Origin of the sequence: Chryseobacterium sp. SIMBA_029, from assembly GCF_046535275.1 — a bacterium.
GTDB lineage: Bacteria > Bacteroidota > Bacteroidia > Flavobacteriales > Weeksellaceae > Chryseobacterium.
Genome location: NZ_JAWRXA010000011.1, coordinates 1 through 20,917, shown reverse-complemented (window position 1 = coordinate 20,917; position 20,917 = coordinate 1). Strand labels below are relative to the sequence as shown.

The following is a 20,917-nucleotide window of genomic DNA, read 5'->3' as shown; positions in this document are numbered from 1 at the left end:
GATGCGTTTTTGCTATCTTTAGACGATAAAAAAAGTTAAAATATCTGTAATGGAAAATTTCAGAAAAGAGAGCGACTTACTGGGAGAACTGAACGTTCCCATTGACGCTTATTACGGGGTTCAGACGCAAAGAGCGATTGATAATTTTAAAATTTCAGGACAGCTTTTGTCTTCATATCCGTACTTTATCAAAGGGCTTGCCTTTGTAAAAAAAGCTGCGGCCAAAACCAATTATGAATTAGGACTGCTTGACGAAAGTCTGTATTTTACAATAGCTGAAGCATGTGACAATATTATTGCAGGAAAGTTCCACGAGCAGTTCCCTGTTGATATGATTCAGGGTGGGGCCGGAACTTCAATCAATATGAATGCGAATGAAGTGATTGCCAACATCGTTTTAGAAAAACTGGGAAAAAATAAAGGAGAATATGAATTCTGCTCACCCAATGACCATATTAACCTTTCCCAATCGACGAATGATGCCTATCCTACTGCCATAAAAATGGGACTTCTTCAGATGAATGAAGGGCTGGCAGATAAACTTCAGAAAATTGTATCCGCTTTCCGTGCAAAAGGAGAAGAGTTTCAGGATGTGATTAAGATGGGACGTACGCAGCTTCAGGATGCCGTTCCTATGACGTTGGGGCAGGAATTTGAAGCCTACGCCGCTAATCTTGAAGAAGATATTTCTAAATTGAATAATAACGCCGATCTTTTTGTAGAAGTCAATATGGGAGCTACAGCGATCGGAACAGGATTAAATGCTCCTGTTGGCTACGCAGATCTTTGTGCGAAGAATTTGGCCCGTATCACAGGTTTCCCGATTGTTTCCGCTCCGAATTTAGTGGAAGCAACCCCGGACACAGGGTCTTATGTCATTTATTCCTCAGCGATGAAGCGCCTTGCCGTAAAGCTGTCGAAAATATGCAATGACCTTAGACTCCTTTCATCAGGACCAAGAGCAGGACTTTTCGAAATAAATCTTCCACCAATGCAGCCCGGATCATCAATTATGCCCGGAAAGGTAAATCCTGTTATTCCAGAAGTAGTTAATCAGGTGTGCTTTAAGGTGATTGGGAATGACCTTACCGTAACTTTTGCCGCAGAAGCCGGACAGTTACAGCTTAATGTCATGGAACCGGTACTTTCCCATGCGATCATGGAAAACATCAACTTCCTATCCAATGCGTTGGATACCCTGCGTGAAAAATGTATCGTTGGAATCACTGCCAATAAAGAGGTTTGCCTGAACATGGTAAAACATAGCATAGGCATTGTAACAGCTCTTAATCCATATATCGGATACAAACAGTCTACGCAGATTGCAAAAGAAGCTTTAGAATCGGGAAACAGCGTGTATAATCTGGTATTACAGAAAGGTATTCTTTCTCAGGAGAAGCTAGACGAAATCCTGGATCCTAAAAATATGCTGAAGCCGCATAACAAATAATATTAATGATAATTGATAAATAATGATTGATTTTTCAAACCCATTATTTATCAATTATTTCTCATACTTATCCATTCAATCGTGAGGTTTTTAATAATAATCCCTGCCCATAACGAAGAAGATCACCTTTCATTTACCCTGGATTCCTTACAGCAGCAAAGCTGTAAAGACTTTAAAGTCGTTGTGGTAAATGACGGTTCCACAGACGGAACAGCAGAAGTAATCCAGAAATATACGGACCATGATCCGCGTTTTGAAACGGTTAATCTTCAAAAATCAGCTCATCAACCGGGATCAAAAGTTGTTAATGCCTTTAAAAACGGCTTACAAACACAAAATCTTGATGATTTCAATGTGATTTGTAAGTTTGATGCCGATATTATTCTTCCCGAAAACTATCTTAAAGCCATTGAAAAAGCCTTTCAGGATAACTTTGAGTATGGGTTAGTTGGTGGTCTTTTATATGTAGAAAAAGAAGGAAATTGGGTGTACGAAGGAAATTCAAATAAACATCATGTGAGAGGCCCTATGAAAGCCTACCGGAAAGAATGTTTCATTCAGATGGGTGGTTTGAGGGAAACCTTAGGGTGGGACAATATTGATTCGATACTGCTTGAAAATTTAGGCTGGAAAGAAATCGTTTTGCCCGGACTGCAGGTAAAATTGATCAAAGTAAAAGGAGCGGATTATACGGTAAGAGAATCAGAGTATTATGGGAGGTATTTTTACTTTTTAGGATTAAACAGATTCTTAGCATATATCGCCTCCTCAAAAGAAGCCATGAAGAGCAAATCGGTCTCTTTTTTCTTTCAGATCGTCAAATCATACGAATCCTGCCGTACCAAAAAAATGGAGTTGAAAATCTCCAAAGACGAACAAAAAATAATTAACAATCAACGTTGGAAAGCGTTGAAAAGTAAGTGGTTGCGAATGTAATTTATTCTTAGAAATATCCATTCAATACAAACGGGTTTTGACCTGTTTTACTAAATTGGATTTTAAAATCCATTTAAAATGTAAACGTGAAGAAAATAGCCTACATAGAGATAGATACCCACGCAGAAATTGCACAGGCTTTCATGGAAATCACCCGTGAATCGAGAGAATTTGACGTGGATTACTATTTTTCCAAAAAGATCAGAGATCAGATCAGCGAATCGGGAGAAACGGTTTTCTTATCAGACAGTTCTATGATTACGGATCAGTTAAAGTTGAAAAAATATGATCTGGTAGTCATTGGAACCCTTCACCGCTATTTCAATACATTCATGGCGATTGCCGGAAAATATAATACGGCAGTAATTGTTCATAATATCAATTTTACAAAAGCATCAAAACTGAATTTGCTGAAAAGTATTTTCAAAGGAGATGTAATATACAGACTGAAGCTATGGTGGAAAGAAGGTTTGTTTTATTCCTCAAAAGCCTACCGGAAAGCAAAAAATCTTTTAGTGCTGGACAAGCAATTGTCTTCAAAACTGTATAAATTTCTTCCGCTTTTTTATACCAAAAATTTTACGGAAACTCAAAACGAAAACATCACTATCGTAATTCCGGGTGGGGTTTCACAAAAAAGACGGGATTATCACCGCATTTTTGAAATCATTCGAAATATACAATCATCCGGCAAATTTAGTTTTGTATTTCTTGGGAAAGCTATGGATGAGGAATTAAAACAACTTAAAAAACTCTCTGGGAATCTTTCAGAAGGCATTTCCATTACGTATTTCACAGAGCGGGTGTCATCAGCTGATTTTGAAAAATGGATGCAGAAAGCAGATGTGTTGTGGTGTCCTATTCAGCCGGAAACCGAGTTTTTCAGCAGAAAAGAAAAATATGGAAGTACCAAAATGACCGGAAACCTGGGCGATGCCATCCAATATGGAAAATATGCCGTTTTTCCGGCGGACTATTCTTCGCAATTAGCATTTATTATTCCGGAGCAGGAAAATGTAATTGAACAGTTTAAAAACCTTACAACCCATCATTTCGATTTTCAGGAAAACTATAACAGAGACAAAGTACAACAAGAAATTGAGCAGGTAATAAAAGGTTTGATTTCTACTTAAATTTGAATACACTTTTAATAAATCTCATATTCAGATAATCTTCAAGAGGGAATATTTTCGTAAAATAATTTCCAATATAGATCAATACCAGAACGACAGTCGGTTTGTATATTAAGTTGATCAGATTGTTGTTGAAAGTAGGTAGTACAATCGCTACAGTGATCGCCAGCGTACAGATAATGGAAACAAAGATCATTTCAATCGTAAGCGGCGAAACCTTAAATACAATATAATTGAAAATGATTTTAATAACATTGTAGGTCGTTAATGAAATAGCGGTGGATAAGGCAATTCCAATTAATTTTAAGTCGGTATTTTTAATGAAATAGTAGTTCAGACCGATCGTAAGTCCGGCCAGTAAAAGCATCACTAAAATGTTAAAACGGTAGTATTTGGAAAGAGAAATAATATTTCCGTTAAATCCTGTCGCCAGATCCACTAAAACTGCAGAGCCCCAGATCCAGACTACAGGTTCATATTCTCTCAGCATCGTTCCATTTTTAGGCATAAACTGCGTCAGGAAAGGAAATCCTACCATGATGCATGAAAATAAAACTGCCCCTAAAAAATATAAGGACAAAGACGTTTTCTTATGAAATCGGTCCAGTTCCTCCATATCTCCGTCAGCAAGTGTTTTGTTGATAATCGGAGCCGAAATATTGAAAAGTCCCAACTGCGGAATAGAAATCAATGAAATAAGCGCATACAGGACGGAATAGATTCCAACTTCCTCCATTCCCATAAACTCACCGATCATAAAACTGTTGATCGCTAAATAATTTCCGAAGGTTCCTAAAAATCCAAAAAAGCTATAATTGAAAAATTCTTTCCAGAAATTATTTTCTCTGAAATAATCCGTATTGAAATCCAGCTGTATTTTTTCTAATTTGTTAGTGTAATAAACATAGCCTAAAAGCATTAAGGTGAAAATCCCGAAGAAGAATGCAAAGGCGATTTTCTGTGACAACGCAAAATAGAAAAACAGGCAGAAAGCTCCTAAATTGGCTATTTTGGGTAAAAGATTATCGAAAATATTGGAAACAACAATTCTTTTATAATTGGAAGTATATTTATTGAAAATCGCACAAAAAGAAAGAATCAAAATCAAAGGAAGAATCATTTCTTTAGTCTTCCAAGCTTCCGAGTGCCTGAATTTTGGGTAAAAATAAGGAAGAAGGAAGAACACAGCAGTAAAAATCACAAAATTGATCAGTACCGTAAGCAGAGAAAGAGAAAGCATATTCTGCTTTTTGCCGTCTTTTTCTACCGTATGAAAAAATTTAACGTTAGAGTAGGAAATTCCAAGAACCACAAAAGGAACCAGCATTTCAGCGGTAGGAAGGATGTAGCGGAGCTTTCCGTAAAATTCAAAATCATTCGGAAAGATAAATATTGCTGAAATTGTTCCCAGCAAAAAACCAATATAACCGATAATGGAATATTTGAAGCCTTGTCTCGCTACTACACTCATAACGTTGTTTTAATGGTTTTTAGGTATAAAAATAATGTTGTTGATATAATTCGTTTTGTTTTTCTCGTCGTCTGTATTATGCAGGATGATTTCTTCGGTAAGTCTCTCAAGATCAAAAGTTTTCCGGTTAAGATACCGTGCTTCATATCCCCAGCTTTCAACCTCTGAAATTTCATTCCAGATTGGATTGTCGTGATGTCTTTGCTCCATTTCAACCATTAACGTCGGAAGAAATTGTTTAATGATTGCTCTCGCTCCGAAAAGCGTTTTCATTTCATTTCCTTCAACGTCGATTTTAATGAAATCCAGCTTGCTGAAGTGTTCTATGGCAGCCCATTCATCCAGTTTGATAACCTTTACCTTTTCCGTATAACTTTTTTCCTCGCCTTTTTCTTTGTAGGCAGTGTTCAAGGTTCCACGCGATGCGATCATTTTTCCGTTGATGATAGGAACCTTAAAGGTAGCTGTCGTATTTTCATCGGAAAGTGCAAGGGGAAGAACCCTCATGGAAGGAAACAGTCTTTTCAGACGGTTGTACAATCTTTTATTAGGTTCAAAAGCATACACATTTTCATGATTCAGCTTGTTTTCCAGTTGGTAAAGAAAAGTTCCTACATTGGCGCCTATGTCCAGGATAACTGCATTTTTAGGCAAATAGTCTTTTATCCAGACCAATTCCGGTTCTACATTCCGTGCCGAAAAATTGTCTTTAGTAAGATTATTTAAATTTTTAAAATATCTTTTTTTGTAAAAATTCGGACTGATGTATTGTAGCTTTTCTGCAATTGTTTGGTATAAAGACATCCCTGGTTTTTTGACGAACAGCAAAGATAAACAAAAATGTTAAACTGATGTTAAAATACTTTGATTCTAATGAATTGATTATCAGTAATTAAATTTATTATTTTTTGTGAAATTGAATGAGAGTGTTGCTCCTAAAGGCTTGATTTAACTGAAAATATCTATTATTAATACATTTAAATAAAGAGATGCTCTTATAAAAATGGGGCGTTCAGGAAATCATTAAGCGGCTTCATGAGCTGGAAAATTTTGCTGAAGTTTTTTACAGCATTTTTATCCAGAACTCCATCATCCTTCACGTTGTAGACTACAATAAAGTTTTTAAGTTTTAAATATTCTCCCATCGGATCTTCTTTTTCAAAGCCTTGGGGTATTTTCTTCAGTTTGTCAGCCTGATCCAGTTCCGGGAAATGTTTTTTGAAATCTTTTTGCTCAATGATTTTAATAAAGTCGTTCCCGTATAAAGAAATTTCCTTTCGAAGTTCTTTTAATACAGCAGGTTCCGGCATGTAAATTCCACCCGCTAAGAAAGATTTTCCAGGTTCTATATGAAGGTAATATCCTCCTTTCTGGCTCCCTTTCCCCATTCCTAAAGAGGCTCCGAAATTCGTTTTGTATGGAATTTTATCCTTTGAAAACCGGGTATCCCGGTAAATTCTGAACAGTGATTTTTTAGCATCAATTTTTCCTAACTCTTCATCGAATTTACTCATTTCGGTGATCAGATCTTCCAGAAAAGCAATGGTATTTTGCTGAGCTTCTGTGTACAGCGTTTTATTTTCATTAAACCATTCGCGGTTATTATTCTTCGTTAATTTTTTAATAAATTCAAAAGTGCTGGGAGCAATGGTAGCCGACATAATTTTGTTTTTTTTCTGTTTAAATTCAATTGTGATATATCGGTTAACAGTTTATTTTTAGAATAAAAAAAGATGATTAAATTCCTTTCAGCGGGAAACTATCAATTCAAAACCAACAACTGTCAACCTACAACGGTTAATCAAAAGTAAAAAAAACTATTCATATCTCAATGCTTCGATCGGATCAAGTTTGGAGGCTTTTAAAGCTGGATAATATCCAAAGAAGACGCCTGTAATAGCACATACGATGAATGAAACAATGATAGACGATTCTGTAATAAAAGTCGGCCATGAAAGAAATACTGTGACGAGTTTTGAGGTTACGATTCCTAAAACAACTCCGATAATTCCGCCTGTAATGCTGATCATGGTAGCTTCAATAAGAAACTGGTATAAAATATCTTTCCCTCTGGCGCCAATGGACATTCTGAGACCGATTTCTTTTGTTCTTTCCGTCACAGAAACATACATGATATTCATGATTCCTATGCCGCCTACAATCAGGGAAATTCCTGCAATAGCAGATAAAAGAACCGTCAAAAGCTGGCTGGTGGAACTCATGGTAGAGATCAGCTCCGCTTGTGTTCTGACGGAGAAATCATCATTATTGCCATCGGGAGAAAGTTTATGCTGTTTTCTTAAAATTTCTGAAATTTCATCCGTCGCCTGTTGAGAAGTGTTTTCATTCGTTGAAGATGCATAAATAGTCTGCACATAGGTGATGCCTAAAAATCTTCGCTGAACCGTATTGAAAGGAGCGATAATTACATCATCCTGGTCCTGCCCGAAAGCGTTTGAACCTTTTGAAGCCAATACACCGATGACTTTCATCGGAACTTTATTAAATCTGATAATACTTCCGATAGGCTCTGCACCATTAGGGAACAGATTGGAAACAACCGTTTGACCAAGCACACATACCTTGTTGGAGGTAGTAACATCTTTTAATGTGAAAAGAGTTCCGCTTGATACATTCCAGTCGCGGATGCTGAAATAATCCGAATTTACCCCCTGAAGCTGGGTAGGCCAGTTGTTGGGACCGTTAATGGACTGTCCGTTGGTCTGAACTGCCGGTGAAACATAAGAAACATCGGGAGCACCTTTTGCAATCGCATCAGCATCCTGAGGTTTCAGCGTTTGAAGTCCTGAAGCACCAATTCTTGCTCCTCCGGAAACATTAATGTTACTCGACGGACGTATCGTAACCATGTTGGAACCCATAGACGAAAGCTGATCACTGATACTTTTTTTAGAGCCCTCACCAATGGCGGTCATAGCGATCACAGAGGCAACACCGATGATAATCCCGAGCATGGTAAGGAAGGCCCGGAGCTTATTCCGGAAAATGGCTTTCCATGCGATTCTGAAGAGGTTTGAAAGATTCATTGTGCTTAGGGTTTTAATTCATGACTGTTGTAATCGTCGTTTACCGGGAGGTTATCCAGTGCTTCTTTGGCGGATTTTATATTATCATTGGTAACATCTTTTATAACGACACCATCTCTTAACGTCACAGTACGGCTGCTGAAGGTTGCGATATCCGGTTCGTGGGTCACAAAAACAATAGTTCTTCCCTGTTTGTTCAATTCCTGCATAAGCGCCATAATTTCGTAAGAGGTTCTTGTGTCCAGATTTCCTGTAGCCTCATCAGCTAAAATCATCACAGGTTCGTTTACCAATGCCCTGGCAATGGCAACTCTTTGCTGCTGTCCGCCGGACATTTGGTTCGGAAGGTGATCGACTCTGCTTTCCAGTTTTACGGCTGCTAATGCTTTTAAAGCCCTGCTATGGCGTTCTTCTGTAGATATTTTTGAATTATATAACAACGGAAGCTCCACATTTTCTTTAGCAGAAGTTCTTGCCAGCAGATTGTAAGACTGAAAAACGAAACCTATTTTTTTATTCCTTAAAACAGCTAGTTCATCCCGGTTAAGATCTTTTATATTAACGCCATCCAGAATATAATCTCCACTTGAAGGCTGATCCAGACATCCTAGGATATTGAGCAGGGTAGATTTCCCGGAACCGCTGCTCCCCATGATGGTTACAAACTCACCCCGTTCTACAGAAAATGTAACTCCTTTCAAAGCGTGTACAATCTCTTCGCCCATCCTGAATTCTCTTTTTAAGTCTTTTATTTCAAGAATTTTTCCTGTCATGACATTGTTTTTTTCTGTGAAAATTATCTTGGACCGCCACCACCGCCGCCGCTGTTTCTATTACCGCCACCACCTCTTTGAGGAAGGAATGGGCTTTTTGCAGCGCTGCCGCCTGATTTTTTAGATAAGGTTTTATATCCTGTAATGATATTGTCGGAGGTCGTTAATCCTGAAATCACCTGGATTTCCGTATCATTATCCATTCCTGTTTTTATTTTTTTACGGGAGATGGTACTGTCTTTTGCAATAACCCACACTCCGGTACTATTTTTATGGGTATCGTTTTGCCCTGTTTTTTTCGTCTTACCGCCTTTTTTCTTGCCTTTCAAGAAAGGGGAATTAATCTTGTATTTTTCAGCAACTAGGCTGTCCGGCATAAAGCTGGTTGCTGCGACAGGAATCTTCATTACATTTTCCAGTACATTGGTATAGATGGTGATGTTGGCCGTCATTCCCGGTTTTAATTTTAACCCTGAATTATCTGCGTTAATAATCGTTGTATAATTCACCACATTGGAGGAAACCGTTGGATGGAGGCGTACCTCAGAGACCTGTCCTTTAAAAACTTCATCAGGAAAGGCATCAACAGTAAAGGTTGCTTTCTGTCCCACTTTTACATTTCCAATATCTGCTTCATCCACAGACGCCCGGACCTGCATTTTGGTAAGGTCTTTGGCAATACTGAAAAGAGTAGGAGTGCTGAAGCTTGAGGCAACCGTTTGTCCTTCACTTACATTCCTGTTCAGAACTGTCCCGTCAATAGGAGAGTAGATGTAGGTAAGTGACAGATTTTTATTTGCCGTAGAAAGCTGAGCATTTACAGCATTTACCTGTGCTTTAGATGCATTATATTGGTTGGTTGCATTATCATAATCTGCTTTGCTGATGGCGCCTACTTTATAAAGCTGTGACTGTCTGTTGATATTAATCTCGTTGTAGGCCAGGTTGCTTTTCGCATTTTGGAGATTGGCTTTGATCTGTTCTGTCTGAAATTGAAGCAGATCAGGATCTACTGTAGCGAGAAGCTGCCCTTTTTTCACCTGGGAATTAAAATCAACATATAGGTTTTTAATAATTCCTGAAACCTGAGTACCTACAGCCACGGTATCTACAGGCTGTACAGTTCCTGTTGCCGTAATGGAATTTGAAATTTCACCCATTGAAGGATGCACGGTTTCAAGCTGGATTTTTACTTCTTCTTTTTTGATAAAGAAATACCAGATGGCTCCGATAGCAATTATTCCTCCGATAAGCCAGATCAGCCATTTTTTATTTTTTGCTTTCATAATTATTTAAGCGTTATAGAGTTACCTGCGTAGAATTCATAAATTTTTCTATTGAGAACTGCAGAGTATTTGGCCTGCAGGTAATTCTGGATTGCTTGTATATAGAGCAGTCTCTGCTGCTGAAGCTGCACATAATCAATACTTCCGAGTTTCATCTGTGCATTGACGATATCATAGCTTTCTTTATTAATGTTCATCTGTTTTAAAGCAGAATCATATTGGGAAAGTGAATTCTGCAGACTGATGTAAGACTGTTCAATCTGTTGATTGAGAACTGTTTTGGTGTTTTGAAGGTCTAAATTGGCCTGTTGAATGGCAATTTTAGATTTTTCAATTTCAGTTTTATAAATTCTGTTGTTATAGATGGGGATTCCAATGCTTAATCCGATGGGAGTATAAAAATTATTTCCCAGCTGGTTAAAGTAATTACCGTTTCCGTTGGTATAATTGGTAGAAATATTTCCTACCAGGTTCAGGGTGGGCTGTATGGAAGCTTTTGCCATTTTAAAATTGGTGTTGGAACTTTCTATATTCAGCTCTCCATATTTTACCTCAGGACGTTGGTTTTGTGCGGTATCCTGAACATCCTGCAACGATTTTATGTTGTCATCAACGATAATAGAGTCTGGCTGTGCGATCTGAAAATTATACGGAGAAGGTAGCTGGAGAATCTGTTTAAGGTTAACAATATTGGTTTTTAATCCGTTTTGAGCAGAAACCAGATTGTATTCATCCTGAGCGACCTGCGCCTGAATCTGAAGATAATTTAATTTTGAAATACTTCCGGCGCTGTAAAGCTGTCCGCCCTGTTTTAACTGAGTTTGGGTAGTTTTCAGAACATTTTCAAGGGATACGATGTTTTCCTGAGACATCAGAATATTCAGGAAAGCCTGTGCAATAGTCAGTGTGATATTATTTTCGGATTCCTGAACAGATAAATCGGCCATTTGAACTTCCAGATTCTTGGAATCTTCATTATTTTTAATATAACCGGCATGATAGAGTGTCATGGAAGAACTGGCTCCGATGCTTTGAGATTGTGCACCGTTGAGATGCAGGCCGTTGCTGCCGTTCACAGCAAAAAGTCCCTGGGAAACAGTAGCGCTGACATTGGGATATTTGGCTTCTTTTGCCTGTAAAAGATCCTGTTCTGCCGAATTTTTCGATAACCGTAAAGAATTAATGGAAATATTATTTTCTCTTGCGTATTGAATACAGTTTTCCAGGGTCCAATTTTCAGGATAATGACTGGTCTGGGCGAATATATCAAGAGTTTTGAGCAGGAATACCAAAAAGAAAAATTTCCGTTCCATAATTTTATTTTTGAAAATTCATTAATAAGACAGAAAAAATCAATCCAATTTAATAAAAAAAAACAATATTTAACGAGTTTTTAACAGAGACGGCCTTTTTTTGGTTATAATTTTTTAAAAATTAAAAAAATATTAAAGGATTCTGAAATTAAGTTTAGTTATTTAACACTTTGTTCAAAAAAAAGTCAAAAATTTATTGTATATTTGCAGAAATTTTATAATATTTAATGAATTTATTTACGGAGTCCAATTTAAGTCCTGACATTCTTAAGGCAGTTGGCGAACTGGGTTATGAAAGCCCAACAGAAATCCAAAAACAGACTATCCCTTTTATTCTTTCAGATATTCGCGATTTGATCGCACTTGCGCAAACAGGGACAGGCAAAACAGCAGCGTTTTCGCTTCCGATTTTGGATATGATTGACGATACGAGTCGCAAAATCCAATTTTTGGTGCTTTGTCCGACACGAGAATTATGTCTTCAGATTTCTAAAGACATAAAGAATTATTCTAAGTACATGAAAGACATCAAAACTACAGCAGTTTATGGTGGAAGCAGTATTGTGGATCAGATTCGTTCTTTAAAGGATAAGCCACAGATTATTGTAGGTACTCCAGGAAGAGTTATCGACCTTATCAACAGAAAAGCACTTGACTTTTCTGCTATTCATTGGTTAGTTTTAGACGAAGCTGATGAAATGCTTTCAATGGGTTTCAAAGACGAATTGGAAACCATTTTAAGAGAAACTCCTGAAACAAAACAAACTTTCTTATTCTCTGCAACGATGAATAAAGAAGTGGAGAGAATTTCTAAAAATTATCTTACAAAACCACACCGTATTTCTGTGGGTTCTATTAACGAAGTTAAAAAGAACATTAAGCATGAATACTATGTTGTAGGATATCGTAACAAAAAAGAAGCTCTTAAGAGATTAATTGATGCCAACCCTAACCAGTATTCTATTCTTTTCTGTAGAACAAGAATGGAAACTCAGGAAGTTGCAGATTTCTTAATGCAGAACGGATATGCAGCTGATGCCCTTCATGGAGATCTTTCTCAAGCGCAGAGAGATACGGTAATGAAGAAATTCAGATTGAAAAACATTGATATTTTGGTAGCAACAGACGTTGCAGCCAGAGGACTGGATGTAGATTCATTAACTCACGTTATCCATTACTCTTTACCTGATGATCCTGAAGTATTCGTTCACAGAAGCGGAAGAACAGGTAGAGCAGGAAAAGACGGTATTTCAATCTCTTTGATTAAGCCTGAAGAAAGCAGAAAATTAAAGCAGATAAAATCTACAACGAAAATTGATATCGTTGAAAAATTCATACCGACAGGAGAAGATGTAATCAAAGCTCAGGTTGGAGGTGTTTTCGAAAAATTATTTACGGAGCACCAGGATATATTTGAATTTGACGACAGTTTAATCCCGGATCTAAGCGCTTTCACTAAAGAAGAACTGGTACATAAGTTATTACAGTTCCAATTGAAAGATCTTGCCCTGTACTACAAAGATAAACATGATCTTGTTGACCAGAAATTCAACAGCAGTAGAGATGATGACTATCCTAGAAGAGACAGAGATAGAGGTCGTGACAGAGACAGAGATAGAGGAAGAGACCGCGACAACAGAAGTGGAGGAGATAGAGACAGAGGAAGAGAACGTGGCGGAAAACCAAGGAAAAAGAATGAAGATATGGTAAGATTCTTCTTTAACCTGGGTAAAAAAGATCAATTGAAAAAACTGGATGTTTTGGACATTATCAATAAAGCAACGACTCCTGCTGGAGGAAGTAAAAAAAGAGCTGAAATTGGTGATATTGAAATTTTAGAGAAATTCTCTTTCTTTGAAATCGAAAAATCATTTAAAGGAGAGCTTTTAGATAACATTTCTTCAATGAAGTTTAAAGGAAAAGATATGAGAGCTGAAGAGGCGAATTAAAACTCATTCTTAATCATATAAACCGGCTATACAGCCGGTTTTTTTATTTGATAATCAGGAGATAACAGTATGTTAACAAAACTTAATGTCAGATAGTTTCAGGTAAGAAGCTTTTTTAGGAAATTTGCACTCAAAATTATAAATACTTAAAAATGGGAATTGGTAATATTTTCCACGCTTTTCAACCAAAAGATAAAATCTTTTTTGTCCTTTTTGAAAAAGTAACTGAAAACCTGGTAGCAATGTCTGAGGAATTCAACAACGGAATTAAAGATTTTGATCTTAACGATGATTCAATGTTGAAAAAAATGAGCGACTACGAACATAAAAATGATGAGCTTACTCATGAAATTTTTATAGAACTGGGTAAAAATTTCATCACCCCTTTTGACCGTGAAGATATTCACACACTGGCAACTGGACTAGACGATATTGCTGATTATATCTACGCTTCAACGAAGTATATCTTCTTATACAAATCACCTTTGATGAAGGCCTACGCAGATTTCTCCCTATTGATCCACAAAGCTTGTCTGGAAATCCAGAATGCAATGAAGAATCTTAAAGGATTTAAGAATATGGAGCAGGTAAAAGAAGCTTGTATCAAAGTAAACTCTATCGAAAATATTGCAGATGATTTGCTTTCAAACTCAATGGTAGAGCTATTTGAAACCAATGATGCTATCAATATCATCAAAATTTCATCGGTACTTAATTATCTTGAAATCGTAACAGACAAGGCAGAAGATGTTGCCAATACGATTGAGAACATCATGATTAAATACGCCTAAACAAAATAACAAAAATGGAATTTCCGATTTTACTTACGGTTATTATTGCTTTGGCTTTAATCTTCGATTATATTAATGGTTTTCATGACGCGGCCAACTCAATTGCGACTATTGTTTCTACAAAGGTTTTAACCCCTTTCCAGGCTGTACTTTGGGCCGCTCTTTGGAACTTTGCAGCATTCTTTTTAGCAGCCTATGTAATAGGTGAATTCAGAATTGGTAATACCATCGCTAAAACGGTTAATGAAAATTTCATCACACTTGAAGTTATATTTTCAGGTCTGATGGCTGCCATTGCCTGGAATCTTTTAACATGGTGGTTTGGTATTCCTTCTTCATCTTCACACACCTTAATTGGTGGGTTTTTAGGAGCCGCATTAATGCATGCTTTTATGATGGATTATAACGATGTGGTTTCTGCACATCCTGATCTGGGGATATTTGAAACATTAAAACAGGCTTTTCATCAGTTAACAACACAAAATGTTGTGAAATTTGATAAAGTAATTCCTATTTTCCTGTTCATTTTTATGGCACCCATCATAGGAATGGTCATCTCAATCATCATTACATTAATTATTGTTCACATTTATAAAAGATCAAACCCATATAAAGCAGACAAATCTTTCAAAAGATTGCAGTTGGTTTCTTCAGCTTTGTTCAGTGTAGGACACGGTTTGAATGATGCACAGAAGGTAATGGGTATTATTGGGGCAGCCCTGATATATTATCACGTGGAGATGCTTCATGATCCTGTTTATCTTAATATCCCTTCTGCAGGCCGTTTTGATTATTTTGCACAGCACTATCTTTGGGTTCCTTTGGTATCGTTTCTTGCGATCGGTTTAGGAACAATGAGTGGGGGTTGGAAGATCATCAAAACCATGGGAACGAAAATCACAAAAGTTACTCCGTTAGAAGGAGTAAGTGCTGAAACAGCAGGGGCAATTACCCTTTTCATTACAGACCAGTTGAGTATTCCTGTATCTACAACACATACGATTACAGGTTCTATCATCGGGGTAGGATTAACGAAAAGAGTTTCTGCAGTACGTTGGGGAATCACCGTAAGCTTACTTTGGGCTTGGGTATTAACAATTCCTATTTCAGCTATTGTTGCCGGAGTTACTTATCTTCTGGTTACATTTTTATCTTAGAAATCACTTTTAATTATATAAACATAAAAACTTTGCCTGATCAAGCAAAGTTTTTTGTTTTATAAAGCCTTTAAAAATCGTATTTTTGCTTAAACTATAAAAATAATTTATGGAATTTTTAGACAGATACCAACAGATTGTTGCGGACGCTATTAATAAGTATACTTTTAAAGATAAGCCTGCAGAATTATATGATCCGATGAATTACATCATTTCCCATGGTGGAAAGCGTCTTCGTCCTATTATGGTTTTGATGGCCTGCGACTTATTTGGAGGTGATCTGAAAGAGGCGATCAAGCCTGCTTTAGCAATAGAGTTTTTCCATAATTTCACACTGATTCATGATGATATCATGGATGAAGCGCCGTTGCGAAGAAATAAGCCTACCATTCATACCCTGCACGGGATTAACGTAGGAATTCTTTCCGGAGACGGATTAATGCTGAAAGCTTATAAGTTTTTTGAAGATTTGGAACCTGAAATTTTCAAAGCCTGTATCAGGATATTTACCCATACCGGACTTCTTTTATGCGAAGGCCAGCAGTATGATATTAATTTTGAGACCCAGGAAAATGTAACTTTTGATGATTACATCAGAATGATTACTTATAAAACCGGAGTTTTAAGTGCTTCTTCTTTTGAAATCGGAGCATTGATTGCCAAGGCTAATTTTAAAGATGCAAAAGCAATCTTCAACTTCGGAAAACACATCGGTATTGCATTCCAGATTATGGATGATTATCTTGATGTATTCGGAGATCAGGCGCAGTTTGGTAAAAAACATGCAGGAGATATCTATGAAAATAAGAAAACAGTTCTTTATCTGATGGCAAGAGAACACGCCACAGAAGAAGAAAGAAAAGAACTGGATTACTGGTACTCTAAAAAGACCGATAATATTGATAAAGTATATAACGTAGAAAAGATCTTCAGAAGAACTAAAGTAGATGAAAAAGCATTACGTCTGATCGAGAAACACAACGAAATCGGTCAAAGTTATCTGGAGAAAATCAATATCCCTGAAGAAAAGAAAAAACCATTTATAGAACTGGCTAATTATCTTTTAAGAAGAGAAAGCTAAAAAATAATTTAAAAATGAGATAATAGATATAATGCATTATCTCATTTTTCAATTTTGAAATTAATGTAATGAAATTCCGTACTGAAGTTGACATCCAGAAATCAGAAAAGAAGATTGAAGTTGAAGACAGCCTGTTTTCAATAGGATCCTGCTTTGCTGCTGAAATGTCTGATCTATTGATGCAGGGTCAGCTCCAGTCTTTCAATAATCCTTTTGGAACGATTTTCAACCCCTTTTCGATCAATAATGCTGTGAAAAGGCTTCATGATGCAGATTCCTATGAAGAGGATGATTTGATTGCGTTTAACGATGAATTTATCTCTTTGGATCATCATTCGGGTTTTGATACCCGATATGTGCATCAGACATTAAATAAAATTAATGCCGAATTAGAAAAAGGAAACTCTTTCCTTCAGACTACGAACTGGGTAATCATCACCTATGGAACATCATTCATCTATGAATTTCTTCCGAAGGGAAAACTGGTGGCCAATTGTCATAAAATTCCGCAGAAATTCTTTGAAAAGAGATTGTTGACCCATCAGGAGCTTACCGATTCTATTTATAACACCATTTTGAATCTAAAAGATATCTGTAAAGATAATGTTCAGATTTTATTCACGGTTTCACCAGTCCGCCATACAAAAGATGGAATGATTGAGAATCAGTTAAGCAAATCCAAGCTGATTATGGCCGTTCACGAGGTAATATCGGATATAGAAAACTGTCATTATCTTCCCATTTATGAAATGATGATGGATGATCTCAGGGATTACCGGTTCTACAAAGAAGACATGATCCATCCTAATACTCAGGCTATCAATTATATATTCGAAAAATTCGGAGAAGCTTATTTTTCAACGGAAACCAAAGATTTTATCAAAGAAAACTTTAAAATTTATAAAGCGCTGGAGCATCGTACAACTGATAAAAAAAGTCCCAAATATATTGAGTTTAGGGAAAAATTAAATCAGAAGATTGAAGCACAACAGAAAAAAGTGAAACACAGAATATTCACCACAGATGATTGATTTTACAACAATTGCATATCTTAAAAATGGAAATAAAAGGCAGCAATACGCTTTTGAGATCCTCAAAAAATATGAAATTTTTGAAAAACTGAATGCCTATTTTCCTGTATTAGCCGGAACCATTCCTATTGAAATTGATATTGAAGGGAGTGATCTGGATATCATTTGTGAAGTTGATCTTCAGTTTCAGGAAGTATTTATTGAAACCGTAAAAAATTGTATTCCAGATCATACTGAAGTACATATTGAAAATATGGCAGTGAATGGAGAACAATGTATTGTCATCAACTATAAATTAAAGGGATTCCTCATAGAAATCTTTGGCCAGAATAAGCCGCCACTTCAGCAGAATGCTTATCGCCACATGATTTCCGAACACAAAATATTACAAGAAAAAGGAGAAAATTTTAAACAAAAAATAATAGAATTAAAGAAAGAAGGAATGAAAACCGAGCCCGCATTTGGACTTTTACTCGGTTTGGAAAATCCTTATGAAGAGCTGTTAAAATTTTAGAAATAATGATTGATACACATACCCATTTATATGCTGAGGAATTTGATGAAGACAGAAAAGAAGCAATTAAGAGAGCTGTAGATAAAGGCATCAAAGAATTTTATCTTCCGGCTATTGATTCGGAATCTCACGAGAAAATGCTGGCTTTGGAAGCAGAATACCCCAACCGAATTTTTTCAATGATGGGACTTCATCCATGCTATGTAAAACCCGAAACCTGGGAAAAAGAACTGGAGATTGTTAAAAATTACCTGGAACAGAGAAGTTTTCCTGCCATAGGAGAGATCGGAATTGACCTGTATTGGGACAAAACAACCCTTGATATTCAGGTAAAAGCTTTTGACCAGCAGATTGACTGGGCGATAGAAAAAGATCTTCCTATTGTAATCCATACCAGAGAGAGCTTTGATGAAACATTCGAAGTGCTGGAAAGAAAAAAACACCCGAAACTTCGTGGAATTTTTCACTGTTTTTCAGGGGATCTTGAACAGGCAAAACATGCAATTGATTTAAACTTTATATTAGGAATCGGTGGAGTAGTGACTTTTAAAAATGGTAAGATTGATCAGTTTTTAAATGAAATTCCGTTAGATAAAATTGTTCTGGAAACAGATTCTCCTTATCTGGCTCCGGTTCCACACAGAGGAAAGAGAAATGAAAGTTCTTACCTTGATTTAGTTGCCGGTAAACTGGTTAATATCTATGATACAGATTTTACGGAGATCGATAGAATTACAACAGAAAATGCCAATAGAATGTTTAAAAAGAATAGCTTTTAGACTATCTTGAATAAAAATGTCATTTGATACTAAAAAAATAAGCCTTCTCAATTTGAGAAGGCTTTAGTTTTATTTCTTTCTGAAAAAGCTTTTATTTTTGGGCTTTTTAAGGCCTCCGTCATTCCTTGGTGAAGATGGTTTAGGTCTTCCTGCTCCACCTGACATAGGCTTGTTGTTGGAATCCCTTTTTTGGGCAACAAGATTGTCTGTATGGTACGGATGATCTTTGATAATAGGAATTTTCATTCCGATTAGTTTTTCAGTACTTTTCAGGTTAATTAAATCCAATCCGTCTACAAAAGAAATAGAATTTCCTTCTGCACCAGCTCTTCCCGTTCTTCCGATTCTGTGTACATACGTTTCAGAAACGTCAGAAAGTTCATAATTGATCACGTATTTCAATTCGTCAATATCAATTCCTCTTGCGGCAATATCAGTCGCAACCAATACTCTGGTTTTACCGGATTTGAAGTTCGTTAATGCATTTTGACGGGCATTCTGTGATTTATTTCCGTGGATCGCTTCTGCTACAACCCCGTTTTTATGTAGAGTTCTTGCAATTTTATCAGCACCATGTTTTGTTCTTGAAAAAACAAGTACAGAATCTGAAATACGTTCTTTTAAAATATGAGAAAGCAGGTCCAGTTTATCTTCTTTCTGTACAAAATAAACCGACTGATTAATCGTTTCTGCGGTTGAAGAAACTGGTGTTACTTCTACCTGTACAGGATTTTGAAGAATAGAACTTGCTAATTTCTGAATTTCTGAAGGCATGGTTGCCGAGAAAAACAACGTTTGTCTTTTTTGCGGAAGAAGCTTAATGATTCTTTTCACATCATGCACAAAACCCATATCCAACATTCTGTCAGCTTCATCAAGGACGAAGATTTCAAGGTTTTTAAGGCTTACAATTCCCTGTGCGATAAAGTCAAGAAGTCTTCCCGGTGTTGCTACCAGGATATCTACACCTTTTCTTAAAGCATTTTCCTGGCTTCCCTGCTTTACACCACCGAAGATTACCAACTGTCTTAACGAAAGATTTCTTCCGTAAGAATTGATGTTTTCTTCAATCTGAATGGCAAGCTCTCTGGTCGGAGTAAGGATTAAAGCTTTAATATGATTGTTTTTTGGCCCCTGGCGCTCAGTAAGGTTTTGAAGGATAGGAATCGCAAAAGCTGCTGTTTTCCCTGTTCCCGTTTGTGCCGTTCCTAGTAAATCTCTTCTTTCTAAAATAGAAGGGATAGCTTTTTGCTGTATAGGTGTCGGTGTTTCATAACCCTCCTGTTGAAGCGCATCTAAAATGGGCTTGATAATTTTTAAGTCTGTAAATAACAAAATATATTGCGTATTAAAATAATGCGGTCGAAGTAGTATACTTCATCATTTTTAGCATATCTGCTAAAAAAGATTAACAGAATTTTAAGTAATATAGATTACCATATGGCTGAGAATGCCGCGAAATATAATGCAAATATAGACTAAAATAATTTAATCGTATTATTTTACCTTTGTCCACTGCTGATTATGCTTTAAAGCCTCAAAAAACTGATAGACTTTTGTAAGCTTTTCACTTCCTCTTTTCCCATAATCCTCTACATTCTTAGACGCACCGTCTTCAAATTTAATTCTTAAATATGCTGTGGAAAGGTCCGTAATATTATGACTGCCATATTTGTCCTGCAAACTTTTTACATTGAGGTCATTCAGTAAAGCAACAAGCTTCTTATAATCAGCTTCTTTAATAGTCGTGGTGAAAGTTCCTTCACGTTCTTTTGAAACTTCATCTTTTGATGTCGATTTGCTGAAATTATAATGTTCAGCTTCCAAAACGGCAGTTCTGTCAGAATTAATAGTCATTTTAAAAATAGGACAGAATCCGAAACACGCGCCGGCCTGATATTCGATCGTTGAATACGGTGATTTAACGCTGCTATTCTGAGAAGTACAAGAAAATAGCAATACAAAAGCGAAAAGACTCAATAAATATTTCATAGTTTTTATTTGACTGTTTTCTCTCAATAACTGTTCCAAAACGAAGTAGATCTATTGTCAGTGATATCTTTTAAAGTGCGATCAATACTATATTTCATTAGAATGGAGCAGATTGGGATAAAAGAATATTTTCCTTCATGACTAGTCCTGAAACTCCGATACAGATTAAAGGACAAAAATAAATAATTAAACCAGAGCAAATTTGTTTTTGCTT

At 36.6% G+C, this 20,917-nt stretch carries 19 protein-coding genes; 10 read left to right on the top strand and 9 right to left on the bottom strand.

Going from position 1 to position 20,917, the window contains the following annotated elements:
- Positions 1 to 49: 49 nt before the first annotated feature.
- The 3 genes from aspA (at position 50) to SB679_RS18750 (ending at position 3,519) form a co-directional block, all read left to right on the top strand.
- Positions 50 to 1,450 (top strand): aspartate ammonia-lyase, encoded by a 1,401-nt coding sequence (aspA, locus tag SB679_RS18760; protein ID WP_410703838.1) that lies wholly within the window; start codon positions 50 to 52, stop codon positions 1,448 to 1,450.
- A gap of 81 nt (positions 1,451 to 1,531) precedes the next feature.
- Positions 1,532 to 2,386 carry a glycosyltransferase family 2 protein gene (locus SB679_RS18755; RefSeq protein ID WP_410703837.1) on the top strand — a complete coding sequence of 285 codons (855 nt, stop codon included), beginning with the start codon at positions 1,532 to 1,534 and terminating at the stop codon, positions 2,384 to 2,386.
- A gap of 86 nt (positions 2,387 to 2,472) precedes the next feature.
- Positions 2,473 to 3,519, top strand: a complete 1,047-nt coding sequence (locus SB679_RS18750) for a hypothetical protein (RefSeq protein ID WP_410703836.1) — start codon at positions 2,473 to 2,475, stop codon at positions 3,517 to 3,519.
- Here SB679_RS18750 and SB679_RS18745 read toward each other — a convergent pair.
- The 7 genes from SB679_RS18745 to SB679_RS18715 form a co-directional block, all read right to left on the bottom strand.
- Positions 3,512 to 4,990 (bottom strand): lipopolysaccharide biosynthesis protein, encoded by a 1,479-nt coding sequence (locus SB679_RS18745; RefSeq protein ID WP_410703835.1) that lies wholly within the window; start codon positions 4,988 to 4,990, stop codon positions 3,512 to 3,514. The genes SB679_RS18750 and SB679_RS18745 overlap by 8 nt on opposite strands.
- Positions 4,991 to 4,999: 9 nt before the next feature.
- The gene (locus SB679_RS18740; protein WP_410703834.1) at positions 5,000 to 5,794 is read right to left on the bottom strand and encodes an FkbM family methyltransferase; all 795 of its coding nucleotides are present in this window, start codon (positions 5,792 to 5,794) and stop codon (positions 5,000 to 5,002) included.
- 191 nt (positions 5,795 to 5,985) lie between these two features.
- A complete protein-coding gene (locus tag SB679_RS18735; protein ID WP_410703833.1) occupies positions 5,986 to 6,651 on the bottom strand; it encodes a DUF2461 domain-containing protein in 666 nt (221 codons plus the stop codon).
- A gap of 156 nt (positions 6,652 to 6,807) precedes the next feature.
- Entirely contained in the window at positions 6,808 to 8,037 is a 1,230-nt protein-coding gene (locus tag SB679_RS18730; RefSeq protein WP_410703832.1) for an ABC transporter permease, read from the bottom strand.
- Between the two features lie 5 nt (positions 8,038 to 8,042).
- Complete coding sequence (locus SB679_RS18725) at positions 8,043 to 8,810, bottom strand: ABC transporter ATP-binding protein (RefSeq protein ID WP_410703831.1); 768 nt, start codon at positions 8,808 to 8,810, stop codon at positions 8,043 to 8,045.
- A 23-nt stretch (positions 8,811 to 8,833) separates the two neighbouring features.
- A complete protein-coding gene (locus SB679_RS18720; protein ID WP_410703830.1) occupies positions 8,834 to 10,096 on the bottom strand; it encodes an efflux RND transporter periplasmic adaptor subunit in 1,263 nt (420 codons plus the stop codon).
- A gap of 2 nt (positions 10,097 to 10,098) precedes the next feature.
- Complete coding sequence (locus SB679_RS18715; protein ID WP_410703829.1) at positions 10,099 to 11,409, bottom strand: TolC family protein; 1,311 nt, start codon at positions 11,407 to 11,409, stop codon at positions 10,099 to 10,101.
- A 227-nt stretch (positions 11,410 to 11,636) separates the two neighbouring features.
- On the opposite strand from SB679_RS18715, the gene SB679_RS18710 reads away from it, so the two are divergent.
- From SB679_RS18710 to SB679_RS18680, 7 genes are all read left to right on the top strand, one after another.
- Positions 11,637 to 13,358 (top strand): DEAD/DEAH box helicase, encoded by a 1,722-nt coding sequence (locus tag SB679_RS18710; RefSeq protein WP_410703828.1) that lies wholly within the window; start codon positions 11,637 to 11,639, stop codon positions 13,356 to 13,358.
- Between the two features lie 152 nt (positions 13,359 to 13,510).
- Positions 13,511 to 14,149: a DUF47 domain-containing protein gene (locus SB679_RS18705; protein WP_034710657.1), complete on the top strand. Its 639-nt coding sequence runs from the start codon at positions 13,511 to 13,513 to the stop codon at positions 14,147 to 14,149.
- Positions 14,150 to 14,163: 14 nt separating this feature from the next.
- Positions 14,164 to 15,306, top strand: a complete 1,143-nt coding sequence (locus SB679_RS18700; protein ID WP_410703827.1) for an anion permease — start codon at positions 14,164 to 14,166, stop codon at positions 15,304 to 15,306.
- Positions 15,307 to 15,415: 109 nt separating this feature from the next.
- The gene (locus tag SB679_RS18695; protein ID WP_410703826.1) at positions 15,416 to 16,387 is read left to right on the top strand and encodes a polyprenyl synthetase family protein; all 972 of its coding nucleotides are present in this window, start codon (positions 15,416 to 15,418) and stop codon (positions 16,385 to 16,387) included.
- A gap of 68 nt (positions 16,388 to 16,455) precedes the next feature.
- Positions 16,456 to 17,418, top strand: a complete 963-nt coding sequence (locus tag SB679_RS18690; protein WP_410703825.1) for a GSCFA domain-containing protein — start codon at positions 16,456 to 16,458, stop codon at positions 17,416 to 17,418.
- Complete coding sequence (locus SB679_RS18685; RefSeq protein WP_410703824.1) at positions 17,411 to 17,932, top strand: DUF4269 domain-containing protein; 522 nt, start codon at positions 17,411 to 17,413, stop codon at positions 17,930 to 17,932. Before SB679_RS18690 ends, SB679_RS18685 begins: the two co-directional genes overlap by 8 nt.
- Before the next feature lie 5 nt (positions 17,933 to 17,937).
- Positions 17,938 to 18,711 (top strand): TatD family hydrolase, encoded by a 774-nt coding sequence (locus tag SB679_RS18680; protein WP_410703823.1) that lies wholly within the window; start codon positions 17,938 to 17,940, stop codon positions 18,709 to 18,711.
- Between the two features lie 69 nt (positions 18,712 to 18,780).
- Here the strand turns inward: SB679_RS18680 and SB679_RS18675 are convergent, their stop codons facing one another.
- Together SB679_RS18675 and SB679_RS18670 are read right to left on the bottom strand one after the other, a co-directional pair.
- Positions 18,781 to 20,046: a DEAD/DEAH box helicase gene (locus SB679_RS18675; RefSeq protein WP_410703822.1), complete on the bottom strand. Its 1,266-nt coding sequence runs from the start codon at positions 20,044 to 20,046 to the stop codon at positions 18,781 to 18,783.
- Positions 20,047 to 20,208: 162 nt separating this feature from the next.
- Complete coding sequence (locus SB679_RS18670; protein WP_410703821.1) at positions 20,209 to 20,703, bottom strand: DUF6438 domain-containing protein; 495 nt, start codon at positions 20,701 to 20,703, stop codon at positions 20,209 to 20,211.
- Positions 20,704 to 20,917: the final 214 nt, after the last annotated feature.

Bases quoted from the DNA above. Each gene is read 5' to 3' on its own strand.
- aspA (WP_410703838.1), top strand. From the start codon at position 50: ATGGAAAATTTCAGAAAAGAGAGCGACTTACTGGGAGAACTGAACGTT.
- SB679_RS18745 (WP_410703835.1), bottom strand. From the start codon at position 4,990: ATGAGTGTAGTAGCGAGACAAGGCTTCAAATATTCCATTATCGGTTAT.
- SB679_RS18740 (WP_410703834.1), bottom strand. From the start codon at position 5,794: ATGTCTTTATACCAAACAATTGCAGAAAAGCTACAATACATCAGTCCG.
- SB679_RS18735 (WP_410703833.1), bottom strand. From the start codon at position 6,651: ATGTCGGCTACCATTGCTCCCAGCACTTTTGAATTTATTAAAAAATTA.
- SB679_RS18730 (WP_410703832.1), bottom strand. From the start codon at position 8,037: ATGAATCTTTCAAACCTCTTCAGAATCGCATGGAAAGCCATTTTCCGG.
- SB679_RS18725 (WP_410703831.1), bottom strand. From the start codon at position 8,810: ATGACAGGAAAAATTCTTGAAATAAAAGACTTAAAAAGAGAATTCAGG.
- SB679_RS18720 (WP_410703830.1), bottom strand. From the start codon at position 10,096: ATGAAAGCAAAAAATAAAAAATGGCTGATCTGGCTTATCGGAGGAATA.
- SB679_RS18715 (WP_410703829.1), bottom strand. From the start codon at position 11,409: ATGGAACGGAAATTTTTCTTTTTGGTATTCCTGCTCAAAACTCTTGAT.
- SB679_RS18710 (WP_410703828.1), top strand. From the start codon at position 11,637: ATGAATTTATTTACGGAGTCCAATTTAAGTCCTGACATTCTTAAGGCA.
- SB679_RS18705 (WP_034710657.1), top strand. From the start codon at position 13,511: ATGGGAATTGGTAATATTTTCCACGCTTTTCAACCAAAAGATAAAATC.
- SB679_RS18700 (WP_410703827.1), top strand. From the start codon at position 14,164: ATGGAATTTCCGATTTTACTTACGGTTATTATTGCTTTGGCTTTAATC.
- SB679_RS18695 (WP_410703826.1), top strand. From the start codon at position 15,416: ATGGAATTTTTAGACAGATACCAACAGATTGTTGCGGACGCTATTAAT.
- SB679_RS18690 (WP_410703825.1), top strand. From the start codon at position 16,456: ATGAAATTCCGTACTGAAGTTGACATCCAGAAATCAGAAAAGAAGATT.
- SB679_RS18685 (WP_410703824.1), top strand. From the start codon at position 17,411: ATGATTGATTTTACAACAATTGCATATCTTAAAAATGGAAATAAAAGG.
- SB679_RS18680 (WP_410703823.1), top strand. From the start codon at position 17,938: ATGATTGATACACATACCCATTTATATGCTGAGGAATTTGATGAAGAC.
- SB679_RS18670 (WP_410703821.1), bottom strand. From the start codon at position 20,703: ATGAAATATTTATTGAGTCTTTTCGCTTTTGTATTGCTATTTTCTTGT.